This is a genomic window from Pseudomonas sp. CVAP#3 (genome assembly GCF_018986375.1).
Lineage (GTDB): Bacteria > Pseudomonadota > Gammaproteobacteria > Pseudomonadales > Pseudomonadaceae > Aquipseudomonas > Aquipseudomonas helvetica.
The window spans coordinates 23,747-35,951 of record NZ_JAHMSC010000021.1 but is presented as its reverse complement, the minus strand read 5'-3'; the positions used below and the strand labels follow the sequence as shown (position 1 = coordinate 35,951).

The 12,205-nt window shown below is 59.6% G+C and carries 9 protein-coding genes and 2 tRNA genes; 7 read left to right on the top strand and 4 right to left on the bottom strand.

Features of this window, described 5'->3' with window-relative positions; all coding sequences use genetic code 11:
• Positions 1-37: 37 nt before the first annotated feature.
• The 7 genes from hfq to KRR23_RS25400 all read left to right on the top strand — a co-directional run bounded on the left by hfq (position 38) and on the right by KRR23_RS25400 (position 8,669).
• Positions 38-298 (top strand): RNA chaperone Hfq, encoded by a 261-nt coding sequence (hfq, locus tag KRR23_RS25430; RefSeq protein ID WP_019691505.1) that lies wholly within the window; start codon positions 38-40, stop codon positions 296-298.
• 12 nt (positions 299-310) lie between these two features.
• Entirely contained in the window at positions 311-1,612 is a 1,302-nt protein-coding gene (gene hflX / locus KRR23_RS25425) for a ribosome rescue GTPase HflX (RefSeq protein WP_103316307.1), read from the top strand.
• 96 nt (positions 1,613-1,708) lie between these two features.
• A complete protein-coding gene (gene hflK, locus KRR23_RS25420; RefSeq protein WP_216744695.1) occupies positions 1,709-2,875 on the top strand; it encodes an FtsH protease activity modulator HflK in 1,167 nt (388 codons plus the stop codon).
• Positions 2,875-3,744, top strand: coding sequence for a protease modulator HflC (gene hflC, locus KRR23_RS25415; RefSeq protein ID WP_019691508.1), 870 nt, complete (start codon positions 2,875-2,877; stop codon positions 3,742-3,744). Before hflK ends, hflC begins: the two co-directional genes overlap by 1 nt.
• A gap of 317 nt (positions 3,745-4,061) precedes the next feature.
• Positions 4,062-5,249, top strand: coding sequence for an ATP phosphoribosyltransferase regulatory subunit (locus tag KRR23_RS25410; RefSeq protein WP_216744694.1), 1,188 nt, complete (start codon positions 4,062-4,064; stop codon positions 5,247-5,249).
• A gap of 54 nt (positions 5,250-5,303) precedes the next feature.
• Positions 5,304-6,596, top strand: coding sequence for an adenylosuccinate synthase (locus tag KRR23_RS25405; RefSeq protein WP_054595356.1), 1,293 nt, complete (start codon positions 5,304-5,306; stop codon positions 6,594-6,596).
• Between the two features lie 138 nt (positions 6,597-6,734).
• Positions 6,735-8,669, top strand: coding sequence for a methyl-accepting chemotaxis protein (locus tag KRR23_RS25400; protein ID WP_216744693.1), 1,935 nt, complete (start codon positions 6,735-6,737; stop codon positions 8,667-8,669).
• A 99-nt stretch (positions 8,670-8,768) separates the two neighbouring features.
• Here KRR23_RS25400 and KRR23_RS25395 read toward each other — a convergent pair whose 3' ends face one another.
• From KRR23_RS25395 to KRR23_RS25380, 4 genes are all read right to left on the bottom strand, one after another.
• Complete coding sequence (locus tag KRR23_RS25395) at positions 8,769-10,334, bottom strand: iron ABC transporter permease (RefSeq protein WP_216744692.1); 1,566 nt, start codon at positions 10,332-10,334, stop codon at positions 8,769-8,771.
• Positions 10,334-11,344 carry an extracellular solute-binding protein gene (locus tag KRR23_RS25390; protein WP_216744691.1) on the bottom strand — a complete coding sequence of 337 codons (1,011 nt, stop codon included), beginning with the start codon at positions 11,342-11,344 and terminating at the stop codon, positions 10,334-10,336. Before KRR23_RS25390 ends, KRR23_RS25395 begins: the two co-directional genes overlap by 1 nt.
• A gap of 340 nt (positions 11,345-11,684) precedes the next feature.
• Positions 11,685-11,771: transfer RNA gene (locus KRR23_RS25385), tRNA-Leu, on the bottom strand.
• A 165-nt stretch (positions 11,772-11,936) separates the two neighbouring features.
• Positions 11,937-12,023: transfer RNA gene (locus tag KRR23_RS25380), tRNA-Leu, on the bottom strand.
• Positions 12,024-12,205: the final 182 nt, after the last annotated feature.

Sequence of the window (12,205 nt, the reverse complement as noted above, 5' to 3'; positions counted from 1 at the left end):
CTATTTTTATTATTGAATCCTTAAAGGAGTGCGGCACATGTCAAAAGGGCATTCGCTACAAGACCCTTACTTGAATACATTGCGTAAAGAGAAGGTGGGGGTTTCCATCTATCTGGTCAACGGAATCAAACTGCAAGGCACGATCGAGTCGTTCGACCAGTTCGTTATCCTGCTGAAAAACACCGTCAGCCAGATGGTCTACAAACACGCGATCTCTACAGTGGTGCCGGTTCGTCCAATTCGTCTGCCTAGCGCAACCGAATCCGAACAAGCTGACGCTGAGCCAGGTAACGCCTGATAGGAGTCTCCTTTGTTCTTTGAGCGCCACGGTGGTGGTGAACGAACCATTCTCGTTCACTTGGATGGTCAGGACCCTGAGGCGCGCGAAGATCCGCAGGAGTTTCAGGAGTTGGCAATTTCGGCCGGCGCCGAGACCGTCGCGTTTGTTAACGTGCCGCGTCATCGGCCAACCGCCAAATACCTGATTGGCAGTGGCAAGGTCGAGGAACTGCGCGACCAGGTCAAAGCCGAGAAGGTCGATCTGGTTATTTTCAATTCCGTCCTCACGCCCAGTCAGGAACGTAACCTCGAACGTGTTTTCGAGTGTCGCGTGATTGACCGTACCGGTCTGATTCTCGATATCTTCGCCCAACGCGCCCGCACCCATGAAGGCAAGCTCCAGGTCGAACTGGCCCAGCTTGATTACATGAGTACGCGACTGGTTCGCGGCTGGACTCACCTTGAGCGGCAGAAAGGCGGTATCGGTCTGCGCGGCCCGGGTGAAACCCAGTTGGAAACCGACCGGCGTCTTCTGCGGGTTCGCCTGCGGCAGATCAAGGGGCGTCTGGAAAAGGTCCGCAGCCAGCGTGATCAGGCTCGTCGTGGTCGTCAGCGTGCGGATATTCCTTCGGTTTCTCTGGTGGGTTATACCAACGCCGGCAAGTCGACGCTGTTCAACTCGGTCACCGATTCCGACGTGTTCGCGGCAGACCAGTTGTTCGCCACCCTCGACCCGACCTTGCGCCGGCTCGAACTCGCCGACCTCGGTCCAATCGTACTGGCCGACACTGTGGGCTTCATCCGTCACTTGCCGCACAAACTGGTCGAGGCATTTCGGGCTACGCTCGAAGAGTCGAGCAACTCTGACCTGCTGCTGCATGTGATCGACGCTCACGAGCCAGAACGCATGGCCCAGATCGAACAGGTCATGGCGGTGCTCGGCGAGATCGGTGCGCAAGACTTGCCGATCCTTGAGGTCTATAACAAACTCGATTTGCTCGAGGGCGTAGAGCCACAGATCCAGCGTGATGCCGACGGCAAGCCGCAACGGGTATGGTTGTCGGCGCGCGACGGTCAGGGGCTGGACCTGCTCAAGCAGGCGATTGCGGAATTGCTCGGCAACGATTTGTTCGTCGGCACCTTGCGCTTGCCGCAGCGTTTTGCTCGACTGCGTGCGCAGTTCTTTGCGCTCGGCGCTGTACAGAAAGAAGAACACGACGAAGAAGGCATCTGTTTGCTGGCCGTTCGTTTGCCGCGAGTCGAGCTCAATCGACTGGTGAGCCGCGAGGGAATGCAGCCGTTGGAATTCATCGAGCAACACACTTTGCAATAAAAGCCTGAAAAAGCGGTTGTGCCGCTGTGGCAGGCATTCTGTAGCATTGGTCGGCGCGCCGTGGGTGCGTCTTTGCTTTATCAGATGGAGAGCGCTATGGCTTGGAATGAGCCGGGTGGCAACTCGAATAATCAGGATCCTTGGGGTGGTAAACGCCGCAATAATGGCGACCGCAAGGGGCCACCAGATCTCGACGAGGCCTTCCGAAAGCTGCAGGAAAGCCTGAATGGGTTGTTCGGTGGTAGCAAGAAACGCGGTGATGATGGCGGTGGTTCGGGCAAGGGCGGCGGTTACGGCCTGCTCGGCATCGGCCTTGTCGTGCTGGCGGTCGTCTGGCTGTACAGCGCGGTTTATGTCGTCGACGAGCAGGAGCAAGCCGTGGTGCTGCGCTTCGGCAAGTACTACGAAACCGTCGGCCCGGGTCTGAACATCTACTTCCCGCCGATCGATCGCAAGTTCATGGAGAATGTCACGCGTGAGCGTGCCTACACCAAGCAGGGTCAAATGCTCACTGAAGACGAGAACATCGTCGAAGTGCCACTGACCGTGCAGTACAAGATCACCAATCTGCAGGACTTCGTGCTGAACGTCGATCAGCCGGAAATCAGCCTGCAACACGCGACCGAGAGCGCCTTGCGCCATGTGGTGGGTTCCACCGCCATGGATCAGGTGCTGACCGAAGGTCGTGAATTGATGGCCAGCGAAATCAAGGAGCGTCTGCAACGCTTCCTCGATACCTATCGCACCGGTATCACCGTCACTCAGGTCAACGTTCAGAGCGCAGCGGCACCGCGTGAAGTCCAGGAAGCCTTCGATGACGTGATCCGCGCTCGTGAAGATGAGCAGCGTTCGCGCAACCAGGCTGAAACCTACGCCAACGGCGTTGTGCCGGAAGCCCGTGGTCAGGCCCAGCGCATCATTGAAGATGCCAACGGTTACCGCGACGAAACGGTATCGCGTGCCAAGGGTGAAGCGGATCGCTTTACCAAGCTGGTCGCCGAATATCGAAAGGCACCGGAAGTCACTCGTCAGCGTCTGTACCTGGATACGATGCAGGAAGTCTTCAGCAATACCAGCAAGGTTCTCGTGACCGGCAACAAGAATGGCCAGAACAATCTGCTGTACTTGCCGCTGGACAAGATGATCGACAGTGGTCGTAGTGGTGCAGCGCCGGTAACCAGCGCAGCCGCGACCAGCAATGAAGGGCATGCGCGCTCGGCAACTGATCTGCAGCAGCCGGCACGTACCAGGGAGAGTCGCTGATGAGCAATAAATCGCTGATCGCCCTTATTGTCGGCGTCGTCGTGGCGATCGCTGCCTGGAACTGCTTCTACATCGTGGCTCAGACCGAGCGCGCGGTGTTACTGCAGTTTGGGCGCGTGGTTCAGACTGATGTTCAGCCGGGCCTGCATGTGAAAGTGCCTTACGTTAACCAGGTGCGTAAATTCGACGCACGCCTGATGACGCTGGACGCACCGACACAGCGTTTCCTGACGCTGGAAAAGAAAGCCGTCATGGTTGATGCCTACGCCAAGTGGCGCGTCAAGGATGCCGAACGTTTCTACACCGCGACTTCCGGCCTCAAGCAGATTGCTGACGAACGCCTCTCGCGTCGTCTGGAATCGGGTCTACGTGATCAGTTTGGCAAGCGCACCCTGCACGAGGTGGTTTCCGGTGAGCGTGACGCGCTGATGGCGGACATCACTGCTTCGCTGAACAAGATGGCGGAAAAAGAGCTGGGCATCGAAGTTGTCGATGTTCGGGTCAAGGCCATCGATCTGCCGAAGGAAGTGAACCGCAGCGTGTTCGAGCGCATGAGCACCGAGCGTGAGCGTGAAGCACGCGAGCACCGTGCCAAGGGTAACGAGCTGGCAGAAGGCATCCGTGCCGACGCCGATCGTCAGCGCCGCGTACTGCTGGCTGAAGCCTATCGTGAATCTGAAGAGGTTCGCGGTGACGGTGATGCCCAGGCCGCAGCGATCTACTCCAAGGCCTACGGTCAGGATCAGGAGTTCTACGGTTTCTACCGTAGCTTGCGTGCCTACCGTGAAAGCTTCGCGAACAAAACCGACGTCATGGTTCTGGACCCAAGCAGCGACTTCTTCCGTTACCTGGAAAAAGCCAAACCTTGATCCAACACTGATCCCGAGGGACCCCGCCGGGCGGCTAAAGCCTCTCGCGGGGTGATCCTTTGGGAAAACGTGTGTATGATGCGGCAGCCGGGAAATTCCCGGCTTTTTTGCGTCTGCACGTTTGATTGCGGTTTTTTATTGCAATACTCGGGTTGAACAACTCGACAGGTTTTTCGAGGAAAGTGTTTGGCGAGGCTGATTCCAGGCCGATCGCCGCGTTGTTCATGCGCGTGACTTATGCGTATGGTTCAGACATTTTCTGCTTCACTCAAGGCCGGCCCGAGGGCTGGCGGCCCGGATCATAGGGGAATGGCGTAATGGCAACGGTAGACCGCTGGCTGCTGCCAGATGGCATCGAAGAAGTACTGCCACCAGAGGCGGCGCGCATTGAAGTCGCGCGTCGTCAGGTGTTGGATCTGTTCCAGAGCTGGGGTTACGAGTTCGTCGTGACCCCGCATATCGAGTACCTGGAATCCCTGCTGACTGGCGCAGGCCAGGACCTCGATCTGCGGACCTTCAAGGTCATCGACCCGCAATCGGGCCGGCAGATGGGTTTCCGTGCCGACATTACGCCGCAAGTGGCGCGCATCGATGCGCACACCTTGCGTCACGAAGGCCCGAGCCGTCTGTGCTACGCCGGTAGCGTGCTGCATGCGCAACCGCGGGCGTTGTCGACCTCGCGTAGCCCGATCCAGCTGGGCGCCGAACTTTACGGCGATGCCAGCCCGAGCAGCGACGTGGAAGTCATCAGCCTGATGCTGGCCATGCTGCAACTGGCCGACGTGCCGGATGTGCACATGGACCTCGGTCATGTCGGCATCTACCGTGGCCTGGCGCGTGCCGCCGGTTTGTCCGGTGAGGTCGAGCAACAATTGTTCGATGCCCTGCAACGCAAGGCCATCGATGAGGTCATTACCTTGACCGAAGGCCTGCCTGCCGATTTGTCGGGCATGCTGCGGGCACTGGTTGATCTGTGCGGCGGTCGTGAAGTGCTGGTTGCCGCTCGCGAACGCCTGGCCAAGGCGCCGGCGCCTGTTTTGGCGTCGCTGGACGACTTGCTGGCGATTGCCGAGCGTTTGTCCGTGCGTTTCCCGGATCTTGCGCTGTACTTCGATCTGGGCGAGTTGCGCGGTTATCACTATCACACTGGCGTGGTGTTTGCGGTATTCGTGCCGGGTGTTGGCCAGTCCATCGCTCAGGGCGGTCGTTACGACGACATCGGCGCCGACTTCGGTCGTGCCCGGCCGGCGACTGGCTTCTCTACCGATTTGAAAACCCTGGTGACCCTGGGGCGTGCTGAAATCGAGCTACCGTCTGGCGGTATCTGGATGCCTGACAGTACGGATGCAGCACTCTGGCAGCAGGTTTGCCAGTTGCGCAGTGAGGGTCAGCGTGTCGTTCAGGCATTGCCTGGGCAACCATTGGCCGCCGCCCGTGATGCGGACTGCGACCGGCAATTGATTCAGCAGAACGGGCTTTGGCAAGTATTGCCGCTGGCTTCTTGAGTTTCCCTGCCGGCGGCTGCCGGCACCAAGTTTGCGCGAATGAGGACAAGTGTTATGGGTAAGAATGTCGTAGTCCTGGGCACCCAATGGGGTGATGAGGGCAAAGGCAAGATCGTTGATCTGCTGACCGAACATGCTGCCGCCGTAGTGCGCTACCAAGGTGGCCACAACGCTGGCCACACGCTGGTGATCGACGGCGAGAAAACCGTCTTGCACCTGATCCCGTCGGGCGTGCTGCGCGATGGCGTGCAGTGCCTGATCGGCAACGGCGTGGTGGTTGCACCTGACGCCCTGCTGCGCGAGATCATCAAGCTGGAAGAGAAGGGCGTACCGGTGCGCGAGCGCCTGCGTATCAGCCCGTCCTGCCCGCTGATCCTGTCTTACCACGTAGCGCTGGACCAGGCTCGTGAAAAGGCCCGTGGCGAGCTGAAGATCGGCACCACCGGTCGTGGCATCGGCCCGGCCTACGAAGACAAGGTTGCACGTCGTGGCCTGCGCATCGGTGACCTGTTCCACCGCGAGCGTTTCGCTGCCAAGCTGGGCGAGTTGCTGGACTACCACAACTTCGTACTGGTCAATTACTACAAAGAGCCGGCCATCGACTTCCAGAAAACCCTGGACGAGTGCATGGAATACGCCGAGCTGCTCAAGCCGATGATGCTCGACGTCACCGCCGAGCTGCATAACCTGCGTCGCGACGGCAAAGACATCATGTTCGAAGGCGCCCAAGGCTCCCTGCTGGACATCGACCACGGTACCTACCCGTACGTCACCAGTTCCAACACCACCGCTGGCGGTATCGCAACCGGTTCGGGTTTTGGCCCGATGTACCTGGATTACATCCTCGGCATCACCAAGGCTTACACCACTCGCGTGGGTTCGGGCCCGTTCCCGACCGAGCTGTTCGACGACGTCGGTGCGTTCCTGGCCAAACGTGGCCACGAGTTCGGTGCTACCACCGGTCGTGCCCGTCGTTGCGGCTGGTTCGACGCCGTCATCCTGCGTCGCGCTATCGACGTCAACAGCATCTCGGGCCTGTGCCTGACCAAGCTGGACGTACTGGACGGTCTTGAGACCATCAATATCTGCGTGGGCTACAAAAACCAGGATGGTGCCGTGATCGACGCACCGACCGACGCCGACAGCTACATCGGTCTTGAGCCGGTGTACGAAGAAATGCCGGGCTGGACTGAGTCGACCCTGGGCGCCAAGACCCTGGAAGAGCTGCCTCAGGCTGCTCGCAACTACATCAAACGCGTCGAAGAGTTGGTCGGTGCACCGATCGACATTATTTCGACGGGCCCGGACCGCAACGAGACCATCGTTCTGCGTCACCCGTTTGCTTGATAAGTCGTTGATGTAAAAAACAAAGGGCCCTTAATCGGGCCCTTTGTCGTTTATGCCTGTCGGGCGGCATGACCTTTGCTGTGAATCTCTGTTCCAGAGTGCCATCAATTTAATGGCGTGCAAGTAGAGGGATTTCCTGTGTCGGCTGTTCTCTCACTGTTACAAAGCCGTTTGTTGCGGCCCGTGTTCGTTACCCTTGGTATCGCCCTGTTGGTGCAAGTGTTGGTGGCTGTCGCACTGACCCGGAGCACCGTGACCGCATTGGAAGCTGATTTGGGCAATCGTCTCGGCGTCGATAGCCAGAAGCTTTCTGGCGAACTCGAACAGGCCGGGCGTGAAGTCACCTCAAGTCTTGATAACCTCTCCACCAGTACCCGTCAGCGCCTGACCGCCGGTCTGTCCTCACGACTCAAGGACGAGCAGGCGCAACTGCGTGCGGCCCTGGAAAAGGACCTGAAGGACTCGGCCAATGACATGGCTCAGCTCCTGGCGTCGGTCGCGCCCCGCGCGATGTGGGACAGCGACGTTCCAACGCTGTCCGAATTCGCCCGTAGGGCCCAGCGCAATCCGAACGTACTGTTCGTGGTGTATGACGACGCCACCGGCCAGCACCTGACCCGCTACCTGAACCGGGAAAACCCGATCAACCAGGCCCTTGTGGAAAAAGGCCAGGGTGAGCGCGCGCTGGATAAGGTGCTGGATGCAGCGAAAAACGATCCTTCGGTCTACTACCTCGAAGCCTCGATCAACCCCAATGGCGTGGAAATCGGCAAGGTGCTGATGGGGGTCTCCACAGCGTCGGTGGAAACAGACCTGGTAGCCCTCGACAAGCGCTTCTCGGCGCTGATCGCCAGCAGTGATCAGCTGGTCGGCGACAGCCTCAAGGGCGCTGCAGCTGATAGTGCCACGGCCATGCGCTCGCGTTTGCAGTCGGCGCAGTCCACGGCCACCGAAATGAAAGCCAATACCACCAACACCGTTCAGGAAGCGGCGGCAACCTTGCGCTGGCGGATCGGCATGGCGCTGGCGCTGGTCGGCTGCGGTGTCTTGCTGCTACTGGCGGTCGTGCTTGGGCGACGGGTGGTCAATCGCCTGAAGCTGTTGATCGCGGCAATGGAGGATCTGGCGGCGGGTGAGGGTGACCTGACCAAGCGCGTGCAGATCAACAGCAAAGATGAAATCGGTGACATGGCGTCGGCGGTCAACCGCTTTGTCGATAAGTTGCAGCCGATCGTTCGCGAGGCGGGTGATGTGGCCCAGCGCACCGGTGTGGAAATCGGTGCCATGAGCAAGCGCAATGCCGGCGCCGATGCGGCGGCGAAATCCCAGCGCGATGAAGTGGCGGAGAGCTTGCGTGCCTTGTCGCAAATGGCTGACGAGGCGCAGGCTGAAAGCCATGCGATGCAGGCCGCGTTGCAGCAAGTGGTGGATATTCGTCAGGCAACGGATGAAAACACCCGCACCTCGGCGCAGGTCGGCAGTCTCATCGAGGCGTTGGCCGGGCAGGTTGATACCGGGGCTAAAGTCATCGAGCGTCTGGCGCAGCAGAGCGAGCAGATTGAAGTGGTATTGGAGGTGATTCACGGGATCGCCGAGCAGACCAACTTGCTGGCGCTGAACGCGGCGATCGAAGCGGCGAGGGCCGGTGAGACCGGGCGTGGTTTTGCGGTGGTGGCCGATGAAGTGCGGGCGCTGGCCAGCAAGACTCAAAGCTCGACTGGCGACATTCAGGCGCACATCGGGGCGTTGCAGCAAGGCGCTCGCGAGGCCGTAGCGGCGATCGGGCAGGCGGGGCGTCAGGCCAGCGAAGGTTTGCTGGTATTGCGCGACAGTGCGCGTTTGCAGCAATCGGTGCAGGTTTCCGTCGAGCAGGTGCATGCGGCCATCGGTCTGGCGACCCAGGCGGCGGCGCATCAGGCCAAAGGTGCGCATGCGGTGCGTGGGCGGGTCGAGACGATTCACGCTCAGGCCGAGCGTGCGGCGCAGGCGGTGGTGGAAACCACGGCCAGCGGTAAGGTGCTGGACAGTTTGGCGGCACAGCTGAAAGCGAGCCTGGGGCAGTTCCGGGCTTAAGATTTTTGTTGGCCGGGCTGACGTCATCGCGAGCAAGCCTTGCTCCTACAAGGGGTATGACACAACACCTGTAGGAGCAAGGCTTGCCCGCGATGCTTTTCAGCGGCTCAAATACATCCGCGTCGTGAGTAGATAGACGGGCAATCCCGACACCAGAATCAACAGCACCGCATAAGGCGCTGCTGCCGCGAACTCGACATTCGCGGTATGCGCCCACACCTCTGTGGCCAAGGTGTTGAGCCCGGTCGGACTCAGCAGCAGCGTTGCCGTCAGCTCCTTCATCGCATCCAGAAACACCAGCGCAAACGCGGCACCCAGCGCCGGGAAGATGATCGGCAGCGTCACCCGCACAAAGGCGCTGAGCGACGAAGCGCCGAGCGTCCGCGCCGCTTCTTCGAGTTGTGGTGCTGCCTTGTTCAGCGCCGTACGAATCGGCGCCTGGGCCAGCGGCAGGAACAGCAACGCATAGGCGATCAGCAGCAAGCCCGAGGTCTGATACAGCGCCGGCACATAGTGCAAGGCGAAGTACACCAGCGTCAGTGCGATCACCAATCCTGGCAGCGCATGCAGCAGATACGGCAGGCGCTCGGCCCACAGCGCCAGGCGACCCTTATAGCGAACCACCAGCAAGCCAACCGGCACTGCCAGCGCCAGGCATAGCGCTGCGCCGCCCAGCGACAACGCCAGTGACGAGAGCAAGGCTTCGCTGATCGCCGCCACCGGGAAAGCGGCCGATGAACCGACAGCCAGCCAGTACGCGAGCATCCCCAGCGGAATTCCGCTGCCGATAATCGCCAGTAGCAAGCAATAGAGCTGACCGGCCGCAGACCACGCTCCCAGCCGAACTTGTTCGGCATGTCGCGCCGCGCCTTGGCCGATTCGTACATGCCGACCTTTGCCGCGAACCCGCAGCTCCAGCCACAGCAGAACCAGGCACAGTGCGAGCAGCACTGCCGAAAGCATCGCCGCGTTAGCGTTACTGAATTCCAGCTCGAACTGTTGATAGATCGCGGTAGTGAAGGTTTGCAGGCCGATGATCGACAGCGCGCCGAACTCCACCAGCATGTGCAGGGCAATCAGTAACGACCCGGCCAGCAGCGAAGGCCAGAGCAGGGGCAGGGTGATCTTGAAGAACGCGCCCCAGCGGTTCTGTCCCAGGGTTCGGGCGGACTCTTCCAGTGCCGGGTCGAGATTGCGCAACGTCGCCGCCACCGGCAGAAACACCAGCGGGTACTTGGACAGGGTCATCACCAGAATCGCCCCGCCCAGGCCTTCGTAGCTGGCGCTCAGGGACACCCAGGTGAAGCTGCTGACGAAGGCCGGTACGGCGAACGGCAGGCAGAGAATCACGCCCCACAGGCGCCGACCCGGCAAGTTGCTGCGTTCCAGCAGCCAGGCCAGCGACAGGCCGATGATCGCGCAGGCAATCGTCACGCCGACCATCAGCAGCAGTGTATTGCGCAGCAAGCCAAACACATACGGCCGCCACAACAGGTGCAGCGCTTGCGCCCAGCCGGCCTGCCAGGCTTTGAGCCCGACATACAGCAGCGGCAGCAGGCTCAGGCAGACCAATAGCAGGACCGGCAGCAGCAGCCAGATCGATGGCCGTTTGCGCCGTGGCACATAGCCCCTGCGTGAGGCGGTGGCGGTCAGCGATGCACTCATCAGTTCAGGCCAACGTCGCGTTCCAGGTCCAGTGCGGATTCAGCGTTGCCAAGGTCGGCAGGGGTGACATTCGGCGCTTGCAGCTCACTGAACGGCTTGAGTCCGCGGTCCGATTCCAGGCCTTTGCGCAGCGGGTATTCGGCGGTAGTCTGAGTGATCACGCGCTGGCCTTCTTCGCTGGCCATGTAGGCGAGGAGCTGCTGGGCTTCTTGCGGGTGTTTGCTGGACTTGAGCATGGCTGCGCTGGACACGGTGATCAGGCCGCCGACATCGCCGCCGGTGAAGTAATGCAGTTTCGAATCGAGCGTGCCCTTTTCGCGCTGCAAGGCGAACCAGTAGTAGTTGTTCACCAATACGGTGGCGACTTCACCGTTCTCCACGGCTTTCAAGGCCACCATGTTATTGCTGTAGACCTTACCGAAAGCGCGCAGGCCGGTCAGCCATTCTTCGGCGGCATCCATCCCGTGCAGCTTGATGATTGCCACGGCTTGTTCCTGGAACGCACCGCTGCTTGGCACAAAGCCAACTTTGCCCTGCCACTTCGGATCGGAGAATCCCAACACCGATTTGGGCAGGTCTTTTTCGTCGATCAGTTTTGGGTTGAAGGCGACCACGCGGACCCGGGCAGTGATGCCGATCCAGGTGCCATTACCGGCAACGTAATCCTTGGGCAGCACTTCTAGCGTGGCGGCGTCGGTCTTCGCCAGCAGACCTTGTTCGCCGAGTTTGTTCAGAGGGGGCGATTCTTCGGTGTAGATCACGTCGGCAGGCGAGCGATTGCCTTCTTCGACGATCTGGCTGGCAAGTTGGTTGCTGCTGCCCTTGCGTACATTGACGTGAATGCCGGTCTTGGCTTCGAAGGCTTTGGCGACAGCGTCGCCGACTTCCTTGTGTTGACCGTTGTAGAGCGTCAGGGAAACTTTTTCGGCGGCTTGGGTGAATGGCGTTACCAGGGTCAGCCCCAGCAGAGTGATGGTCAGGCCGCGGCGCAGGGTATTTCGAAACATCATTGGCTGGGTTCCTCACTGTCGCATTGCAAAAACCTGCAACAATGATAAACGATATTGTTTCTCAAGTGCGTCTTGCGGGGGGAGGGCGAGGTTTTGTTAGTGAGGTTGGCGCGGGCCTTTGTGGCGAGGGGGCTTGCCCCCGTTGGGGCGCGAAGCGGCCCCAGTATTCATTCAGCCAGACCGCATTCTCAGGATATACGACTGCTTCGCAGCCGAACGGGGGGCAAGCCCCCTCGCCACAGGAAGGCTGGTGGCTTGAGATGATTGAAAGCCAGAAACGCAAAAACCCGCTTTCGCGGGTTTTTGTGAGATTCAAGATCGCTGACCTTGAACTTTGAATTGGTGCCCAGAAGAAGACTCGAACTTCCACGACCTTGCGGTCACCAGCACCTGAAGCTGGCGTGTCTACCAATTTCACCATCTGGGCAGTATCAGCAACGTTGCCGCTGTTGATGTGGCGCACTATACGGAGAGCGTTTTGATCTGTAAACCCCTGATTTAGTTTTAATAAATCAAATGGCTAGAATGCAAAAACCCGCTTTCGCGGGTTTTTGTGTGAGCCTTGAAATTGAACTAATCTCAAGCTCGAAATTGGTGCCCAGAAGAAGACTCGAACTTCCACGACCTTGCGGTCACCAGCACCTGAAGCTGGCGTGTCTACCAATTTCACCATCTGGGCAGTATCGGCAACGTTGTCCGTCGTCGATGGCGCGCACTATACGGAGCGTCCTTTTAACTGTAAACCCCTGATATCAAAAAAACCTGGAAAATTTTACGAGCGGTGCTCAATGCTGTCTTTCCAGGCGGAGGAAGGGGCTTTTAGGGCCTCCAGGAGCCTGAAATTTCCCGTTTCATTACGCC